The organism is Myroides indicus, from assembly GCF_004364575.1.
GTDB classification, from domain to species: domain Bacteria; phylum Bacteroidota; class Bacteroidia; order Flavobacteriales; family Flavobacteriaceae; genus Flavobacterium; species Flavobacterium indicum_A.
In genome coordinates this window covers 59779-80441 of the sequence record NZ_SOAG01000012.1, presented here as the reverse complement: position 1 = coordinate 80441, position 20663 = coordinate 59779, and the positions used below count along the sequence as shown (strand labels likewise).

The following is a 20663-nucleotide window of genomic DNA, read 5'->3' as shown; positions in this document are numbered from 1 at the left end:
AAGGTCTTATTGTGACTGCTACAAATATGCCCATCATCCATATAGCTAGTTTGCATTTTTTCAAAGTGTGTTGAAAAACTGGTCGTTTTTAAATTTTTTCTTTTGGCTCCAAGGCAATCTTCGGGAATTCTTTATATTACAAACATTTTAAGTAGCTAATAAAAAAACACTTCAAAAGCAGTAAACAAAAAGAATAATTTTTCATTGTTTTCCACCTAAAAATAAGTAAGTTTACACTCTACCAATTAAAACCATTTTAGATTTATGAAAATTCGAGTTTATATTTTATCTGCATTTTTAACTTTGGGACTGTTTTCTTGTAAAGACACCCAAAAAGAAGCTCTAGCAACTGAAGATACTGAATTACAAGCTACAATACCTGCTCAGGAAACGCCTGCGCAAAATGAAGCACAGGAAAAAGCTCCGACAACAAATAATCAGACTCCTGACAATTTAAATCCTGCTCACGGACAACCAGGTCACAGATGTGATATTCCAGTAGGTGCTCCTTTAGACACGCCTGTTCACGAGCATGATCATAATACACAATCACAACTTCCTTCTCAGCCTTCCTCTGGCTCTAACGGCAGCAGTCCGTTTTTAGTTAATGATCAGGCCAAGAGTAAATTGCAAAATTCAGGAGGTTCGGCAGGAACAACTGCTTCTGGAAAAGTTAATCCTCCTCATGGACAACCCGGACACAGATGTGATATTCCAGTAGGACAACCGCTATAGAATATTTTCTAAAAAATCCTTGCTTTTATCAAACAAGGATTTTTTTTAACGATATACTTTTCCGCTAATTATTTTCAGTTGCTCTCTTTTTTCTAACTGCTTAACAGTACGAATTACTGTTTCTACCCGAAGTCCTGTCAAATCTGCCAATTGCTGACGGGTTAATGGCACTAAAAAGTCTTTAGTTAAATCTATTGACTGATGTTCTTTCATATAGTCAATTAAAGTAAGAATCCTTTTTTCCGGATCTTGAGAAGATATTTCAGGAGCCATTACCGATTTATAATACAACCGCCGGGCTAAACTTTGTGTTACCGCCAAAGAAGTTTCGGGATATTTTTTAAGCATTTCATAAAAATTGTTTTTTTTAAGCTGAACAACAGTTGCATTTGTAACCGCAACAGCACTTGCGGGATAGGGTTCGTCAATAAACAAAGGTGGCTCACCAAAACTTTGTCCCACTGTAAAAATATTCTGAATAAACTCCTTACCGTCTTCATTGTAATTATTCATCTTTATTTTTCCTTCCAAAACCTGATAATAATGCGTAGGGTAATGATCCACACTAAAAACAATTTCATTTTTGTGCAGCTCTCTTATTTCTGCTCCGCTTTGCATTAACAAATCCAACTTAATCATTGAAGTACCGTATTTTATACAAATATAACCTCGTATGTTTCAATTTGCAAATTGAAAAAGAAAACTAAACAAACAAGAAAATAGAGGTAAAATACTCTTGCACTTTTATCTCTTTTGCTTTTGTAAAGAAATACTGTATACCGTAAAAGGATATATTTTTTTGGACACTATAAAACTTACAAAAACAAAAATTAAAAGAGGCAGAATTAGGCTGTAATTATTAAATATTCCGCAAGTAAGAAAAACTGCTGTAAAAGGAGCATGCAAAGTAGCGCTAACCGTTAATGCTATTCCCATAATTACAAAATTTATTAAAACAACATCGTCATAAAAGTAAGTTTTAACAATTATCCCAATCATTAATCCTAAGCAAGCTCCTCCAAAAATACTGGGAGCAAATACGCCTCCATCCCCTCCTCCTGCCAAAGTAATTCCCGTAATCCATGGTTTAATCAATACTAAGACCATCAATAATCCCGTTGAAAAAGTCAATATAGTTTGCGGAGAAGTAAACGACTTTAAAGTATGATACCCGTCCCCATACAAGTGGGGAAATACAAATAAGATTGACCCTATCAGTATACTTGCTGTGACGAACTGTAAAACGGGCATATTTTTAAAAGGAAATTTTTGCTTGGAAAACAATACTATTTTTGTCATATATACTCCATAAATTCCCGCTAACAGACTAATAATAAAAAAATAAGGCAGTGCTTGTAAGTGCCATATTTTTGGTAAAAAATGTAATTCAAACAATGGTTGAACATCAAATAAAAACATTAGGAGCACAGCTATAGAAACTCCAATTGCATGGGAAATCCAAAAAACATTTGAATTTTGTTTTTTGATATTTTCATATGAAAAGAAAAAACCTGCCAACGGACTGCAAAATAATATTGAGATGCCTGTCGCTACTGCAGCTCCCATAAATTCTTTTTTATATTTTTTAAAAATCGGCTCTTTTTTAGAAGCCAAATCTCCCATGGCCGCCGTTGCAACTACGGTGGAAACTTCTATCCCGGTGGCTCCGCCAAAAATCACAGTAAGAAAACCATTAAAAAAATGTGACGGAATTTTATAAGCGGGCAGCTTCTTTTTAAAGTGAACGGCTTCTAAAACTTCCGATATCCCCTTATTTTTTCGGTTGTGAAAAACAAAAAGTCGCAAACAATAAATGAGTCCTAACCCCATTAAAGGGAGAACAAAAAACATAACTTTAGTGGATTGAGCCTTAGAAAAAAGGATATGCTCATACTCTTCAACCAAATTTTTAAACATCAATGTTACCAACCCTACTACAAACCCTATCAAAACAGAACAAAATATAATTTTACTCCATTTAATCCAATAAAAATTTTTCTTTGAAACGTGAATCTTTAAATCCATAAAACACAAAAAGAGAAGTCAAACTTCTCTGCAATTAATTTGTTCAAAAAAACAACACTGCGTAAAATTACTCATTATACAGGTTCTAATTTTATGATTAAAATCATAAAATTATTGCTTTTACACATTGCAATAGACTGTTTTCTATATTCACCAGCGCGATATTTATTTAATTTAAGTCTCTTTAAATCCGCTTGTATTGTTTATTTTTGTATTTTATTTATATCTGATATGATACAAAACCCTAAGAGATATACCATCACAGCCGCTTTGCCCTATACAAATGGTCCTATCCATATTGGTCATCTAGCAGGTGTATATGTTCCTGCTGATATTTATGCTCGTTTTTTGCGTTTGCAAAACCAAGACGTAGCTTTTATTTGTGGTAGTGACGAACACGGTGTGGCCATTTCTATGAAGGCAAAAAAAGAGGGAATAACGCCACAGGAGGTTATTAACAAGTACAATCAAATCATAAAACAATCTTTTTCAGATTTTGGAATTTCATTTGACAATTACTCCCGCACCTCTTCTTCTATTCACCATCAAACCGCCTCAGAGTTTTTCAGAAAATTATATAAAGAAGGTAAATTTATAGAAGAAGTTTCTGAACAATTATACGACGAACAAGCCCAACAATTTTTAGCAGACCGCTATGTATTGGGTACTTGTCCCAAATGTGGAAATGAAGAAGCTTATGGAGATCAATGTGAAAAATGCGGTACTTCGTTAAATGCTACAGACCTTATTAATCCAAAATCAACGCTTACAGGTTCTAAACCTATATTAAAATCTACCAAACACTGGTTTTTACCATTGGATCAATATGATACATTCTTGCGCCAATGGATTTTAGAAGGACATAAAAATGACTGGAAGCCAAATGTATACGGTCAGGTAAAATCATGGTTGGATGACGGTTTAAAACCTCGTGCAGTAACCAGAGACTTAGACTGGGGAATTCCTGTTCCGGTAGAAGGAGCAGAAGGAAAAGTACTCTATGTTTGGTTTGATGCGCCAATCGGCTATATATCCTCTACCAAAGAGTGGGCAGAACGAGAAGGAAAAAACTGGGAACCTTACTGGAAATCTGAGGACACTAAACTGGTTCACTTTATAGGAAAAGACAATATTGTTTTTCACTGCGTTATTTTTCCTGCAATGTTAAAAGCTGAAGGAAGCTATATTTTGCCTGACAATGTTCCGGCTAACGAATTTTTAAATCTGGAGGGCAACAAGCTTTCCACTTCTAAAAACTGGGCAGTTTGGCTACATGAATATTTAGAAGACTTTCCTGACAAACAGGATGTTTTGCGCTATGTTTTAACGTCAAATGCACCCGAAACAAAAGATAACGATTTTACCTGGAAAGATTTTCAGGCAAGAAACAACAACGAGCTCGTTGCTATATTTGGTAACTTTATTAACCGTGTGGTTGTCCTGACCAACAAATATTACAACGGCATAATTCCCCATCCTAATGAATTTACCGAGACAGATATTGCTACTTTACAGGAATTAAGAGCTTATCCTTCTGTTATCGAAAGTTCGGTCGAACGCTATCGGTTTAGAGAAGCGTTATCAGAAATGATGAATGCAGCGCGGTTAGGGAATAAATATCTGGCAGACGAAGAACCTTGGAAGCTAATTAAAGATAATCCGGAGCGCGTAAAAACCCAAATGTATATTGCTTTGCAAATTGCAGCAGCTCTAAGTACTCTGGCAGAACCTTTTTTACCTTTTACTGCTCATAAATTAAAATCTATTTTAAAGATAGATCAACCTACTTCTTGGAATAATTTAGAAAAAGATATTCCTCTTTTAAAAGCAGATCACAAAATTGGCGAAGCAGCATTATTATTTGCCAAAATTGAAGATGAGGAAATCCAAAAACAGTTAGATAAGCTAGAAGCTTCTAAAAAAGCAAATGCTTCTGCCAATAAAATTATTGAACGGCAAAAAGAAACTGCTACTTACGAACATTTTTCAAAATTAGATCTCCGAGTAGGAACCATACTTGAAGCTGAAAAAATGCCAAAAGCCAATAAACTTTTAGTATTAAAAGTAGATACAGGAATGGATGTTAGAACTATTGTTTCCGGGATTGCTGAACATTTTTCACCTGAAGAAATTATCGGAAAAAAAGTAACTGTTTTAGCTAATCTTGCTCCTAGAAAGTTAAGAGGAGTTGAGAGTCAGGGAATGATACTGATGACGGAAAACGCTAACGGCAAATTAGTTTTTGTTAATCCGGATGAAGGAAATACTACCAACGGAGCTATTATAAGCTAATAAAAAAAGAGCTATTGCAATAGCTCTTTTTTTATTAATATACACTTGCCCTTTCCAATTCTTTTATTTCTTCATCTGATAATTCCAGAGATACAGATTTTATTAGACTTTGTAATTGAGTAAAGGTAGTTGCGCTGACAATAGGTGCAGTTATTTCTGGTTTTTGAATTTGCCATGCAATTGCTATTTCTGCCAATTCTGCATTATGATTAGATGCAATAACTTGTAAACTGTCTAGAATTTTCATTCCTCTTTCATTAAGGTAACCTTTTACCATGTCTTTGCGTTTACTATTTTCCAAATCTGTTTGGGTTCGGTATTTCCCACTTAAGAATCCGCTTGCCAGAGCAAAATAACTCATAACAGCCATATCATCTTGTTGTGAAAGTGGTAGATATTCCGTTTCAAATCTCTCCCTGTCATATAGATTGTATAAAGGTTGTAACGCAACATATTTTTCCCAACCAGATTCCAATGCAATTTTATTAGCGGAAACTATACGTTCTGCTGTAAGATTTGAAGCGCCTAAATAACGTACTTTTCCCTCTTTTACTAATTCATTAAACTCTTTCATCGTTTCTTCCTGAGGTGTATCAATGTCATCATAATGTGAAAAATATAAATCAATATAATCCGTATTTAATCTTCTCAAAGAATCTTCTACACATTGTCTTATATAATCTCCTCTGAGCCCCCGTGTACCATCTCCCATTTTACCTCCAACTTTAGTAGATAGCACAACTTTTTGCCGTTTGCCTGTTTGCTTAAACCATTTTCCGATAATTATTTCGGACTCTCCTCCTGTATTCCCGGGTACCCAATGCGAGTAATTATTGGCAGTATCTATAAAAGTTAATCCTTTATCATAAAGTTCATCTAACATTCTAAAAGATACTTTTTCATCTAACGTCCATCCAAATACATTCCCTCCAAAAGACAATGCGGGGGTAAATAAGTTTGTTTGTCCAAATTTATATTTTTTCATTTTTTGCAACTTTAAAACTAAGTTATGAAATTACAACATAATATCCATTTAGCAATCAAAAAAAGGGCTATACAAATTGTACAGCCCTTTTTTTTGATTATATAAAAAAATAATTTTTCTTAGAAGTTAAATCTCATGGTAAAATTCCATGTTCTTCCTGCTCCCAACATAACCTCATTTCTCACATCTACACCTTTCCAAGTTACACTTTCCGGGGTAGCTTCAATATTTGTTCTTGCAGAGGAAATATATGTAGTGTCAAATACGTTATTCACATTAACACGCATAGTCAAGGAATTTTGTTTTTCTTTCCCAACTTCCATTCTATATGATAGACCAGCATCAAATAAATTAAAAGCCGGAAGCTTCATTGAACCACTCATTCCTTCTTCCTTCGCATCAGCAATAGCTAAAGTTCCATAAAAATTATCATTGTATCTGTAGTTAGCATCCACATGTAATCCTTTTACTAGCTCGTAACTAGCTCCTAAGTTTGCAATTAACTGTGGTGCACCTCCAACTTTTGCACCATCAATATATAATGTATGTGTTTTGAATCCGGAATCAGGATTACCTGGCTCATTATAAATTGGTTGATTTGTTTCTTCGTTATAATATGTTCCAGTTACATCCGATGCATAATGCCAATCACCCCATGAAAATGATCCTGTTACCGTTAATCGATCAGTTGGGAAATAGATGAAATCCATTTCCATTCCAGTGTGAACTTGCTCTACTCCAACTAAAGTAGCATATCCATTAACTGCTTTTTTACTTCCATCTTCAGCAATATCCTCAAATCTTCCTGTTGCACGCGTTACTCTGTCTTTCCAAGATGTTCTATATAAGTTCAAATTTGCTCTGAAGTTTTGGCTTCGATAGCCATATCCGGCTTCTAATCCGAACACTTTCTCGTTTGTCAAATCTGGATTAACAGTATTTGTGTTATTTAAATACACCCCATTGTTCATAAAAGGTTGGCGAGAAAAATAACCGGAATTTACGAATACATTGTGATTTTCGTTAATATTATAGTTTGCTCCTCCTTTAATGCTACCTCCTAAGATACTTTCCCAATCACTTTTATATTCTTTTGCTCCTTCTCCAGTAGTACGATCATAATTAAAGTAGTCTATTCTTTGCATCCACTGATTAGAAATAGCTCCCTGCACAAATACTGATAAATTATCTTTGGAGTATTCTACTTGTCCAAACCCACCCAACCATTTTACATTACCGTCATTGTGATATCCTACTTTTTCTCTGTTATTCCAATTTACCCACGGATTCATAGATGCTTTTGCATCATATGTTTGACTTACAATATAATGTTGTCCTCCGTTATTTTTATTATTGTCAACGTAAAATCCATCAGCTCCCATTAAATTATCAAGCAATTGATAGTGATATCCTTTATAGATACGTCCGTCTAAACCAAAATCAATCATCCAGTTCTCGTTTACTTTAGCATTCAGGTTTATAACTGTACCATACCAGTCATGTGAATTAATACTTGTACGACGCGCCCAACCTCCTCTATCTTTATTTCTTGAATCATAATTCATTACATAGTAACCCTGTTTATCGGGATTGTTCGGATCATCTATCAATACATTACCCGTACCATTATCTATAGGATTCCCTTCTTTGTCAAGTTTATTCCAATCAGCAATAATTTCGCCTCTATTCCAGGCAGCAATATCATCAAAACGCATATGCCCGTTAGCATCTCTTACTTCTGTGCCAAAATCTCTGTAGCCATTCGGTCCGCCACCAATTGCTCCGGTTCCGCCACCACGACCCCAAGATCCATAGAATACAGTTCCTAATGTCCAAGTTTCGTTAATATTGAAATCGTAATTGATGGACATTACTGGTTTGTTGTAGTAATTAGATTTAAAGTTAAATCTCTCTCCATTATAAAAACCAGTATCGGGATTAAACCTTTTATTCATTCTCCCATTATTCCATTTTTGGATATTTTCAATAGAAACTGAAGTAGATCTTTGATCATGATCTTGCTTAGCACCAGTAAATGTAAATTGAATATTATGACGAGAATCTTTAGAACGGTATCCTAAACCTAAATAATAGTTATATCCCTCAAATCCTGTTCCTTCAACATATCCGCTTCCTCTTGCGTAACCTAATAATACGGAAGCTGATAAACCATTCTCTAAAACCCCCGTATTATATGAAGCTAATCCTTTAAAATAATCTCCAGTTCCTACACTTCCGGAAATCGATCCTCCTTCTCTAGCGTCAGAAGTACGGGTTAACACATTAATTGTACCTCCAACAGAAGAAATTGCAATTTTAGAGGAGCCTAATCCTCTTTGAACCTGTATAGCGGTAGTTACATCCGACAGTCCAGCCCAGTTTGACCAATAAACAGCTCCTCCTTCCATATCATTAACAGGCATACCATTAATTAATACAGCAACATTTCTTTGGTCAAACCCTCTGATATTGATATTTGAATCTCCGTAGCCTCCGCCACCTTTTGAAGCGTATACAGAAGGGGTTGTGTTTAAAATTTCGGGAAACTCTTGTGAACCTAGTTTTTCTTGAATTTCAGCAGCTTTAATTGTAGAGACAGCTACCGGTGTTTTACGGTCTTTTGCAACGTCTGCAACTCCCATAATAACAATATCATCCAACATATTCTCGTCGGCTTTAAGAACAATGGTTCCCAGATTTGTCTTACCGCTCCCGATAGTAAAAGGAACTGTTCTGGTTTGGTAGCCGATAAAAGAAATCGTTACTTCGCCTTTGTCACTGCTAACGCTAAGCTCAAACTCTCCATTCGTATCTGTCGAAGTTCCATTTTGAGTTCCCTTAACAATAACGGACGCTCCCGGCAATCCGAAATTCATTTCGTTGTCGATTACTTTACCAACGACTTTGTTTTGTGAAAATGCGGATGTTGCTGTAAATAACATTACAAAAGACAGCATCCAATTCTTCAAGTTTTTCATTTTTTAAGTGTAAGTGATAAATTATTTCGAGACAAAGGTACAAAATCACCCCTACGTTATGTTACGTAAACATTAAATTTAACGTTTATCTCTTTACACTATTTCTTATTTTTTATCACTCTTTAAATAATAATTCAATAAAAAACCTGTAGAACAATCATGTTTATTTATATTTTTAGAAAAAATTTCATTTTGTATATTTTTAGCTAAAATCTTTCCGTATTCTACTCCGAATTGATCAAAGCTAAAAATGTTCCAAATTATTCCTTGAACAAATGTTTTGTGTTCATATAACGCAATAAGTATTCCTAATGTTTCGGGTGTTAGCTGGTCTATCAAAATTGTATTGGAAGGTTTGTTCCCAACAAAATCCTTAAATTCTCTAAGAGAATCCTGACTATCTGATTGATAAGCTTCTCCTCTTTTTCCGTTGAGCAAAGCTTCTGACTGTCCAAAGAAGTTAGACATTAATATATCGTGCACCGGTTTGCTTTTTTCAAAAAACGGATTAACAAATCCTATAAAATCAATTGGAATCACTTTGGTTCCTTGATGAAAAAGCTGAAAAAAAGCATGCTGGGCAGAAACCCCTACTTCACCCCAAACTAAAGTTCCTGTTTGATAGTTTACCGGATATCCTTCTCTACTAACGTTTTTTCCGTTGCTTTCCATAATCATTTGCTGCAAATGTGCCGGAAATTTTTCTAAAAGCTGACTGTAAGGAACTACGGCTTCTGTTTCATAACCAAAAAAGTTATTATACCACACACTAAGCAAAGCGCATATAACGGGAATATTCTTTTTAAACTCAGCATTTTTAAAATGTACATCCATTGCATTGGCTCCTTTCAGCAGCTTTTCAAAATTACTATACCCCACGGCTAAAGCAACAGATAATCCTACTGCACTCCACAGCGAATAGCGACCGCCTACATAATCCCACATCGGAAAAATATTTTCTGGTTTCAATCCGAACTTTACAGCTTCATCAATATTGGTTGAAACACCTATCAAATGATTACTTATATCCTCTTTTTGTAATGAGCTTTTAAGCCAATCCTTTACGGCTAATGCATTAACAATCGTTTCTTGTGTAGTAAAGGTTTTAGAAACAATCAATACTAGGGTTGTTTCGGGATCTAATTTATTTAGCACAGAAAACAAATAGTCATTATCTACATTGGAAACAAAATAAACATTAAGTTGATTTCTGTAATTTTCAAGTGCATTTACAACCATTTTTGGGCCTAAATCCGACCCTCCTATACCAATATTAATTACATTTTGGAATTTTTTACCGGTAGATGATAAATATTCTCCCGACAAAACTTTCTCTGTAAAGTGTTTGATTTTCATACGGGTTTTTCTGACTTCCCCCAAAACATCTACTTGGTCGACGACAATATTTTCCGTATCAGAAAAATTTCTGAGAGCTGTATGAAGGACTGCTCTGTTTTCTGTTTTATTTATTTTTTTTCCAGAAAACATCGCATCAATAGCTGATTGCAATCCAACTTCTTCGGCAAGCTCTATCAATAGCTTAACCGTCTCTTCGGTAATTTTATTTTTAGAATAATCCAATAAAACAGATCCCCATTCTACATTCATTTTTTTCACCCGCTCTTTGTCATCTGCAAATAAATCTTGCATTTGAACAAACTCCATTTTCTCAAAATGCAGACGCAACTTTTCCCAAGCTGCAGTACCTGAAGGATTAATATTTTCCAAAATTTCTTCTTTTAAAATTTTTGATTAATAACCGTATCTAACTCTTGTTTCAGTGGTTTGATATATTCTTTAAAAGCCGGAATATCTTTTTTATCCATTGGTTCTGAATTTGGTAAAACTTGACTTAACGGATCTACTTGTACCCCGTTTTTCCAAAACCGGTAACATACATGAGGTCCTGTTGCCAAACCAGTACTTCCTACTAAACCTATTTTTTGCCCTTGCTGGACATATTGTCCTACTTTTACCAATATTTTAGACATATGTAAATATTGTGTGGAATATGTTCCGTTATGTCTGACCTTTACATAGTTGCCATTGCCCGCAGTATAACCTGCTCTTTCCACTACTCCTGATGCGGTAGTCATAATAGGTGTACCTGTAGGTGCTGCATAATCAGTTCCGTTATGTGCTTTCCAAGTTTTCTGTACAGGGTGAAAACGACTTTTAGTATATCTTGAAGTAATTCTGAAAAACTCCAATGGTGCTTTTAAAAACATACTTTTCATCGGTCGTCCTTCTTCGTCGTAGTAATCTATTCCTTTAGATTCCGGTCGCTTATACGGAAAGGAATATAAATCCTTACCTCTATAATTAAAATAAGCGGCATCTATTTTAGATATACCTGCATAAATGGTATCATTAATGTACTTTTCTTCTATAGTAACAGCAAATCGATCTTCTGGCTGTAATTTAAAAAAGTCTATAGACCAAGCAAAAATTTGGGACATTCGGGTAGCTAAGGATTGGTCTACGCCTTCTTTGTCCAAACTTAATGAAAGTGATCCTTCAATTTTTGCTGCTATTGTTCTGCGCTTTATTGTTACAGGATATGTTTTGGTATAAGCAGAAATGGAGTCTCTTAAATCTATAACCTGATATCCGGATATATTGGGATGATAAACCAATGCCGCCAATACATTCGGATCCTTTTTATATTTTACCAAAGTATAAGGTTGCCCAATACGTATATTTTTAACGTTGATAGTATCTTTAATCTTTTCGACAATATTGTGCACTTCAGAAGGATTAAAATTATTGTCACCTAACAGCTTTCCCAGATTATCTCCTCTTTTAATTGTATCTTCTACCAATAAATAATCATTAAGATTAAAACCATATAACTCAGCTATTATTTCTTCAACATTTTCTTCCTGAATTCCTTGCTCAACTTGTATTTCTTCCGTTTTCTTACAAGAGAACAAAAGCATAGCTGCCAAAAAAGTATAAATTAAACGCTTGTTGTATTTCAAAATTCTTCTTTTTTCAAAACTTACACCAGACCTTTGCCCCAGTTATCTAATTCCTCTTGCTTCCACAAACTCGGAAAAAATATGCGTCTTTGATATTCTGGTAACATATATTTTTTCCAATCGCTGCCACCTGTAGCTTCTTTGGTTTCATAAGGGTTCTCTAAATATTTAAGAGCCGCTTTATAATGCCCTATTACCCAAGTAATGTTTACCGTTTTATCATAATGACGCATCGCTTCTACAAGTTCCGAATTTTCCTGAACTTCTTTAGGCAATTCTACAAATTTCTGCCATAAATTTGTTTTTTCATAGTCTTTCATGGCTTTAACAAAATTTTCACTATATCGCTTCGTAAATTCGTTGAGCAAATAAGATTTTTTACCTGTTTTGTAATCCTTGCCTGCTGCCTGCCAATACATAAACTCCAAAGCTTCTTCTTCAGACATATCTTTACTGATTTTATCTATAAATCTTTTATCAATTAGATTAATCCAGTCTGTAGAAGCAAATTCAATCAAACGATATTGTGCACTTTGAAAACCACTTGCCGGTGTCAGCGTATTTCTAAATTTTAAGTATTGCTTTATTTCCATGCCGTCTCCCATAATATCAAAAGAGCTGGTAAGCATATCAAAATAACGACTTATTCTCATTAATTTATCTGTAAATACCTCAGCATCTATTTTCTCAGTTTCAGATATCTGATTAATTTCCCATAAAATCATTTTAAACAACAGCTCATTAATTTGATGATACATGATAAAAACCATCTCATCCGGCAACAAGGTGCGCTGAGTTTGAAGACTCAACAAAGCATCTGTCTGGATATAATCCCAATAAGTAATTGGTTTTGCATACAACAGCCCCTCTAAATGAATTGCTGTTTTTTGTCCCATTTCCGCAAACTTTTCATTTAAAGCTGCAATATTTTTTTCTAATATATTATCCATGATTTTATTCAAATTTTAATTCGGAAACCAATCCGCTATACTCTTCTAAATCTGCTTTTAAAGATCCTACTGCAAGGCTTGCTTTTATCCGAAGCGGTACTTTATTGCTATCAGCAGACACCCAAACAGTAAGACTTTCTTTTTCTTTAAAAACGCGTCCTGCCATTACATAGGGTCTGAATTTCATTGACTTCACTTTGCCGAATTTAGTCCTTAAGGTTTCTTCGCCTAAATATTTTAACTGAAACTTAAAGACTTCTCCATCGAAAAACATGTCTATTTCTACTGATTCTCCTGTTTTTAATTCGTCTAATTTGGGGTGCTTCCTCAAATAATAAAATGCAGAAACTATATCCTGAACCCCTCTGCCAATAGAAAAGTTTTCATTGGTTTTTTTTTCGTAATCTTTTACCAAAACAGTCATTTTCTGGTAATCAAAAAATCCTTCCTGATCTTTGGTGTACCCTCCTTCATCAATTTTTCGAATAAACCGATGAGGAATCACATTGTCTTTCTCAAAATAACTTTGGTAATCGTCGTAAACTTTAAAAAATAATTTGGGAACACCAGTTGTATACCCTATCCCTTTGGCGTGATATAAGGTACGTCCTTTATAAACTGTATCGGTGATTTTTAGAGTTGCTATACCGGCATTCATAATACCATAGCTAATCCTAAACTTTAGATATTCGTTCGTATCGAAAGCCTTTTTAGCAGAAGTTGTCTGAGCCGACAAGAATCCCGTGCTCCATAAAAGGATAAAAATTAACAATTTACTTTTCATAGTTGGAAACATTTTATATCAAAAATAGCAAACAAAAAAACCCAGTCAAAAAAATGACTGAGTTTTTATGCTATTAACCAACCAAAAAACTATAAATTATGAAAAATTTATTACACTCAAATAAAGCTTATGACTACCTTATTTTTGTGACTGCAAATCTATAGTTTTTCGGCTAGGAAAAAGTAATAATATGGATTTTTAACCCTACTTTAACTTCATAGCTTTGAAAGTCAGCCTTTTTATGTTTTACTTAACTATAAAACTAAAGAGTTCCTCTTTTTTCTTGCTCTCTTTCAATAGATTCAAAAAGTGCCTTAAAGTTACCTGCGCCAAAGCCTCTTGCCCCCATTCGTTGAATAATTTCAAAGAAAAGCGTCGGACGATCTTCTACCGGTTTGGTAAATATCTGCAGTAAATATCCTTCCTCATCGGCATCAATCATAATCCCTAACTTCTGCAATTCTTTAATATCCTCTTTAAATTTACTCATGTGATCTTTTAAACGATCCGGAATAGCATCGTAATAAGCTTGCGGAGGTGTAGATAAAAATTCTACTCCGCGACTTTTCATATCTGCGACCGTTTTAATAATATCATCGGTTGCCACAGCAATGTGCTGCACTCCTTCTCCTTCGTAAAAATCTAAATATTCTTCAATTTGAGATTTTTTCTTCCCTTCTGCCGGTTCATTAATCGGGAACTTGATACGTCCGTTTCCGTTTGCCATCACTTTAGACATCAACGCAGAATATTCAGTTGTAATCTGTTTGTCATCAAACGACAAAAAGTTAACAAATCCCATTACGTCCTCAAACCATTTTACCCAAACATTCATCTGATCCCATCCTACATTTCCTACCATGTGATCAATAAACTTCAAGCCTACCGGTGCCGGATTGTAATCTGTTTCCCATTTTACGTAACCAGGCATAAAAACACCTTTATAATTCTTGCGCTCCGTAAACATAAAAACGGTTTCCCCATAGGCATAAATTCCTGCCTGAACAACCTCTCCGTGTTCGTCTTTGGTTGCTACGGGTTCCATAAAAGATTTTGCCCCTCGTTTAATCGTTTCTTCATAAGATAAACGGGCATCCTCCACCCAAAGCGCTACTACTTTTACTCCATCTCCGTGTTTTTTAACATGTTCTCCAATAGGTGAATCAGAATTTAAAGCTGTAGTTAATACCAAACGGATTTTATCTTGTTTAATAACATACGATGCTCTGTCTCTCACTCCTGTTTCTAAACCGCAGTAAGCGTCTGACTGAAAGCCGAATGCTGTTTTATAATAATGTGCTGCCTGCTTAGCATTTCCTACGTAAAACTCTACGTAATCCGTTCCTAAAATTGGCAAAAAGTCTTGTGCTCCTTCAAATATTTTATCTAATCCGTATTCTACGGATTTTAATCCTTCACTCATGATTTATTGTATTTTAGTAGTTGTTTTTTAATTTTTGTTATTCCAGCCAAGATTGATAGTACTGTTCATCAGCTATCCCCATTGCCTCTTCAGTCAGCATTAAGGGTTTAAAAGTATCTACCATTACTGCCAGTTCTTCCGTTTTAACTTCTCCTATTGATCTTTCGGCAGCTCCGGGATGCGGTCCGTGAGGGATCCCAGCCGGATGCAGCGAAATATGTCCGGGAGCAATGTCATTTCTGCTCATAAAATCTCCATCCACATAGTACAGCACCTCATCACTGTCAATATTACTGTGGTTATACGGTGCCGGAATTGAATCCGGATGATAATCGTATAAACGAGGAACAAATGAACAGACTACAAATGCACTGGTTTCAAATGTCTGGTGTACCGGAGGCGGCTGATGAATTCTGCCTGTTATGGGTTCAAAATCATGGATAGAAAATGCATACGGGTAGTTATAACCGTCATATCCGACCACATCAAAAGGATGCGTGGCATAAACCATATCAAAGATTTCATCCTGTTTTTTAACCTTGATCAAAAAATCTCCTTTTTCGTCATACGTTTCCAAGTGATCCGGTCTGCGGATATCGCGTTCACAAAAAGGAGAATGCTCCAATAATTGTCCAAACCAGTTTCTGTAACGCTTTGGCGTATATATTGGATGCCTGGACTCAACGATAAACAATCTGTTGTCTTCCGTATCAAAATCAATCTTGTAAATAATTCCACGTGGAATTATCAGATAATCTCCGTATTTAAAGGTCAGATTGCCCAATACTGTCCGCAAAGTTCCACTGCCTTTGTGAACAAAAATCATTTCGTCCGAATCTGTATTTTTATAAAAGTAATCTTCCGTAGATTTTTTGGGAGCCGCTAATACAATGGTACAGTCACTATTAGTCAGCACTGCTTTCCGGCTCTCTAAATAATCATCTTGCGGTTGAATCTGAAATCCTCTCAGACGATAAGATTGAATATTATTTGCTCTTGCAATTTTTGGTGCAACACTATATTGTCTCAGAATCTTTTTAACCTGTGTGGGTCTATGTTCGTGGTACATATTGGTCGACATTCCGTCAAAACCTATAGTGCCAAACAATTGCTCATAGTACAAATCACCGTTTTCTTTTCTAAATATAGTGTGACGTTTAGGGGGTATCTTCCCCAAATGATGATATAATGGCATAATTACTTATAATTTAAGTTAGTAAATAAAAAAATATAAATAAGTAATAGTATCTCTCACTCAGGATTTCTCTTGATGAGGAACTTTAAGTAAGCCAACAAACCGTCCCATTGTGTTTTCATAATTACACAAATATCGAAATAAAATTGTATAATCCAATTTTTTGAGCGGTTTTTATTTCTGTTTACGCAACTACAGCCTCTGCTTTGTTAACATAATCAAAACCAAAATCCAACAGAAATCATCGTATATGTATTTCCGGTATCAGGAGAATAAGTAAACTTAGCTTCGATAGGACCAATTACGGTTTGCATTCCATAACCCAGCGCATAACCCGAATAATTTGATTTTGTAAACCATTCCGAGCTGCTAAAAATTCGCTCTCCTGCATTGGCAAAATTTGCAGAGATATTAATATGATGTTTTCTCAAAATTTCATAATCCAACTGCACACCCCCTGTAATAAAAGAGTTTCCTCCAAGAGATAAGAAATCGTATCCTAAAAAGGGGATTATATTTTCTGAATCTGCAAAACCATATCCGCCCAATATAAAATTAAATCCCATAGGTGCATGCTCGCCTATTATAGTTCCCAAGCGAGATTTAATATCAAAAGACAATCGGCTAGTGATGCTTTTTGCATAGCCTATCTGTCCGGATAAAACTGAAAAATTATCAAATTCATTCGCATAGTCGCTCGAATAGAAATAGTTTTTAAATTCTCCTTTCAGCATAAATCCGTTGCGGGGAAAATACTTATTGTCATAAGTATCAATCGTCATATTGGCAAACCCTCCTAAATAATTACTGTTGTCAAATTGATTTTCACTGCTTGACAAAGTAGGGCTTTTAATATTAAAATAGCGGTGCTCCAACCCTATAGAAAGCAAATATCTTTGTTGATAAAATGTAGAAAAAGTGAGCCTGTTCGTCAAATCCACGTAATCTATCGTAAATTTTGAAGGCAAATTACTTGCTTCACCAAAACCATCTCTGGTTTCTTCTAACAACTTGTAGGGCATTGACGCAGAAAATTTCTGGAACTTAGAACTGATGCCGACACTCCAGTAAAAACCGTTGTCTACAAAATAATTAAAATTATAACGCAGATTATCGCCCAATCCAACATCTAAGGAAGCAACATCACTTTTCATTAAAAAATTTCGCTGGGTAACATTCACTAAAGCCGCGGATTTGTACAATCCATCGTAATGCAGCCCCAGCTTCAACAATCTTTTAACCGGATTTTCTATCAAATCCAGCACAAAAACATCTCTGTCTCCATCTTTGTCAAAACGGTAAGAAATACTACTAAAATTTTCCGTAGCGCTTAACTGGTCTATCCCTTTTTCCAACTGCTCAAAAGTAAAGCTTGAATTGGGTTTAAAGCCCAACTTTCCGTGTATATACCGATTTGTATAACTTGTAACTCCATTAATTTTTATATCACTGATTCTCATCGAATCAGTATATTTAGGAACAAATTGTTCTTTATACAAATTTTCGTATCCTCCTATTTTTTTCAGCTGGTCAATTGTTTCATCAGCAGCCAGTTCGCCTCTTTTAATGATTGCCTCACCCTGATCAAACGAAACTACGGTATAGCCTATAATATCCGGTTTGATATAGATATCTGTCTTCGGTGCTTTGTCTTTCATTTGGCGAATAGTCGAAAAATTGGAAATTTGCAAAAGCAAATCTGTCGCTCCTTTGATATCTTTAATTGTCTTTAAACTGTCTTGTACATCTACTCCGATAATGATATCCGCCCCCATATTTTTTAAAGCTTCAATCGGATAGTTGTCTACTATTCCTCCGTCAACTAAATATTCTCCATCAATCTCAACCGGAGCAAACAGGGACGGAAAAGCACCACTTGCTAAAATTGCCTGAGGCAGATAACCTTTGTCCAGGACAACTTTTTCTCCTGTTTGAACATCAGTTGCTATACACAAAAAAGGCGTATTTAAATTATTAAAATCCCTCACGTGTCTGACATGCGCCAATAGCTTATTCATCAGGGTATAGTTATACATCCCTTTAGACAGCGCCTGAGGCAAACCTATTCTAAAATTATCAAAAGGCAGTGCCAAGGCATAAATTTCATCATTCTTTTTTTCGTAAAAAGATTTTGATATTCTAGGAATATAATCCCGAATTAAAGCATTCGCATCAATTCTTTTAAAAATAGAATCCAGCTCAGATGCAGTATAGCCCGAAGCATATAAACCGCCAATAATAGCTCCCATACTTGTACCGGCAATATAGTCCACTTTTACTCCTTCTTCTTCCAAAACTTTCAGCACTCCAATATGTGCAAGTCCTTTTGCTCCACCTCCACTCATTACCAGCCCTACCTTGGGTCTGTTTACCTGATCCTGACTATATCCTATAAACACAGTCAGAACAGCAATTATAAAAATATACAGCCTTTTTTGCATTACATTACAGATTTGCACAACTAATTTACAGTAAAAAATTCAATTACAGCGTTTGCTCTTGCTTTTCCTATTACTTTTTCCAAATCTTCTCGCGAAGCTTCTTTAATTCTCTTGACCGACTTAAAATGGCTTAACAGTGCCGTTTTTGTTTTTTCCCCTATACCCGGGATAGCATCTAATGCACTGGTAATGGCATTTTTGCTTCGCTGGTTCCGGTGAAAAGCCAACCCAAAACGATGAGCTTCATCCCTCAGATGAATGATTACTTTCATCGTTTCGGAACGCTTGTCCAAATACAGCGGATAGCTATCTCCGGGATAATATATTTCCTCCAATCTCTCTGCCAGACTTATAACCGGGATTTTTCCTCTAAGACCTAACTTTTCCAAACTTTTAAGCGCAACGCCAAGCTGTCCTTTTCCGCCGTCAATCACAATCAGATCCGGGAGCGGCTCTCCCTCACTCAAAACCCGTTTGTATCTCCGGTAAACGATTTCTTCCATCGACGCAAAATCATTCGGACCTTCGACTGTTTTTACGTTAAAATGTCGATAATCTTTTTTACTCGGCTTACCGTCTTTAAAAACAACACAGGCAGCCACAGGATTAGTCCCCTGAATATTAGAGTTGTCAAAACATTCTATGTGACGAGGCTCGCGCTGCAGTCTTAAATCTTTTTTCATTTGTTCCATAATGCGTTTTACATGCCTTTCCGGATCTACAATTTTAATTTGTTTCAGCTGATCCATTCTATAAAACTTAGCATTGCGTTCGGACAAATCCAAAAGCTGTTTTTTATCGCCGAGTTTAGGTACAGTAACTCTGATATTTTCTCCTACTTCTACTTCAAAAGGCACAATAATTTCTTTAGAAGTTAAGTGAAAGCGATCCTGAAGCTCTATAATTGCCAGCTCCAGTAAATCCTTGTCTGTTTCATCCAGCTTTTTTTTCAGCTCCATCGTATGGGAGCGGATAATAGCCCCATAAGAAAGCTGTAAAAAGTTGACATACGCCGCCGATTCGTCCGAAACAATAGAAAAAACGTCTACATTGCTGATTTTTGGATTTACAATGGTTGACTTAGCCTGATAGTTTTCTAACAATTCTATTTTTTCTTTTATTTTCTGAGCTTCTTCAAATTCCATTGCTTCCGCAAGCTCCGCCATATGTCCTTTAAATTCCCTGAGGTTTTCTTTAAAATTCCCTTTTAAAATATCTCTGATCGCTATAATTTTGGCTTCATATTGCTTTTCTGTTTCGCGCTCTTCACAAGGTCCGGCACAGTTTCCTATGTGGTATTCCAAGCAAACTTTAAACTTGCCGGATCTGATATTGCCCAACGACAAATCGTAATTGCAGGTACGCAGCGGATACAGTTCTCTGATTAAGTCTAATAGTGTATGTACCGTTTTAATATTGGTGTAAGGACCAAAGTATTCCGAACCGTCTTTTACAATTCTCCGCGTCATAAACACCCTCGGAAAAGGTTCTTTTTTAATGCATATCCACGGATAGGATTTATCGTCTTTCAACAACACGTTATATCGGGGCTGCAATCGTTTAATCAAATTGTTTTCCAGCAATAAAGCATCGGTTTCTGTAGGAACGACAATGTGTTTAATCTGTTCAATTTTTTTGACCAGCACATTGGTTTTAGCATTGTCGTGTACTTTGTTGAAATACGAGCTTACCCGCTTTTTCAGATTTTTGGCTTTTCCTACATATAAAATCTTTCCTTCTTTATCAAAATACTGATAAACGCCCGGCTGATCGGGCAGAGTTTGTATTTGTACTGCTAAAGAAGATTTTATCTGCATTTTTTAGTTTTTAAGCTCATACAAAAATAGTTTTTCTTTTACAGGTATTCAAAATTC

At 35.5% G+C, this 20663-nt stretch carries 14 protein-coding genes; 2 read left to right on the top strand and 12 right to left on the bottom strand.

Features of this window, described 5'->3' with window-relative positions; all coding sequences use genetic code 11:
- Window positions 1-264: 264 nt before the first annotated feature.
- The gene (locus tag C8P70_RS06550) at window positions 265-735 is read left to right on the top strand and encodes a hypothetical protein (RefSeq protein ID WP_133712542.1); all 471 of its coding nucleotides are present in this window, start codon (window positions 265-267) and stop codon (window positions 733-735) included.
- Between the two features lie 45 nt (window positions 736-780).
- Here the strand turns inward: C8P70_RS06550 and C8P70_RS06545 are convergent, their stop codons facing one another.
- The gene (locus C8P70_RS06545; RefSeq protein WP_133712541.1) at window positions 781-1374 is read right to left on the bottom strand and encodes a Crp/Fnr family transcriptional regulator; all 594 of its coding nucleotides are present in this window, start codon (window positions 1372-1374) and stop codon (window positions 781-783) included.
- Window positions 1375-1479: 105 nt separating this feature from the next.
- Complete coding sequence (locus tag C8P70_RS06540) at window positions 1480-2760, bottom strand: chloride channel protein (RefSeq protein WP_133712540.1); 1281 nt, start codon at window positions 2758-2760, stop codon at window positions 1480-1482.
- 231 nt (window positions 2761-2991) lie between these two features.
- On the opposite strand from C8P70_RS06540, the gene metG reads away from it, so the two are divergent.
- Window positions 2992-5052, top strand: coding sequence for a methionine--tRNA ligase (metG, locus tag C8P70_RS06535; protein WP_133712539.1), 2061 nt, complete (start codon window positions 2992-2994; stop codon window positions 5050-5052).
- Between the two features lie 34 nt (window positions 5053-5086).
- Here the strand turns inward: metG and C8P70_RS06530 are convergent, their stop codons facing one another.
- From C8P70_RS06530 to uvrC, 10 genes are all read right to left on the bottom strand, one after another.
- Complete coding sequence (locus tag C8P70_RS06530; RefSeq protein ID WP_133712538.1) at window positions 5087-6037, bottom strand: aldo/keto reductase; 951 nt, start codon at window positions 6035-6037, stop codon at window positions 5087-5089.
- A gap of 119 nt (window positions 6038-6156) precedes the next feature.
- Entirely contained in the window at window positions 6157-9015 is a 2859-nt protein-coding gene (locus C8P70_RS06525) for a TonB-dependent receptor (protein WP_133712537.1), read from the bottom strand.
- Between the two features lie 105 nt (window positions 9016-9120).
- Window positions 9121-10746, bottom strand: a complete 1626-nt coding sequence (gene pgi / locus C8P70_RS06520; RefSeq protein WP_133712536.1) for a glucose-6-phosphate isomerase — start codon at window positions 10744-10746, stop codon at window positions 9121-9123.
- Window positions 10747-10754: 8 nt separating this feature from the next.
- On the bottom strand, window positions 10755-11954 hold the full coding sequence (locus tag C8P70_RS06515) for a M23 family metallopeptidase (protein WP_133712544.1): 1200 nt from the start codon (window positions 11952-11954) through the stop codon (window positions 10755-10757).
- Window positions 11955-12016: 62 nt separating this feature from the next.
- The gene (locus C8P70_RS06510) at window positions 12017-12892 is read right to left on the bottom strand and encodes a tryptophan 2,3-dioxygenase family protein (RefSeq protein ID WP_394346291.1); all 876 of its coding nucleotides are present in this window, start codon (window positions 12890-12892) and stop codon (window positions 12017-12019) included.
- 58 nt (window positions 12893-12950) lie between these two features.
- On the bottom strand, window positions 12951-13730 hold the full coding sequence (locus tag C8P70_RS06505) for a DUF3108 domain-containing protein (protein WP_133712534.1): 780 nt from the start codon (window positions 13728-13730) through the stop codon (window positions 12951-12953).
- Between the two features lie 262 nt (window positions 13731-13992).
- Window positions 13993-15153 carry a 4-hydroxyphenylpyruvate dioxygenase gene (gene hppD, locus C8P70_RS06500; protein WP_133712533.1) on the bottom strand — a complete coding sequence of 387 codons (1161 nt, stop codon included), beginning with the start codon at window positions 15151-15153 and terminating at the stop codon, window positions 13993-13995.
- Between the two features lie 37 nt (window positions 15154-15190).
- Window positions 15191-16348 (bottom strand): homogentisate 1,2-dioxygenase, encoded by a 1158-nt coding sequence (locus C8P70_RS06495; protein WP_133712532.1) that lies wholly within the window; start codon window positions 16346-16348, stop codon window positions 15191-15193.
- Window positions 16349-16566: 218 nt separating this feature from the next.
- Window positions 16567-18789 carry a patatin-like phospholipase family protein gene (locus tag C8P70_RS06490; protein ID WP_133712531.1) on the bottom strand — a complete coding sequence of 741 codons (2223 nt, stop codon included), beginning with the start codon at window positions 18787-18789 and terminating at the stop codon, window positions 16567-16569.
- 20 nt (window positions 18790-18809) lie between these two features.
- Window positions 18810-20606: an excinuclease ABC subunit UvrC gene (gene uvrC, locus C8P70_RS06485; protein ID WP_133712530.1), complete on the bottom strand. Its 1797-nt coding sequence runs from the start codon at window positions 20604-20606 to the stop codon at window positions 18810-18812.
- Between the last annotated feature and the right edge of the window lie 57 nt (window positions 20607-20663).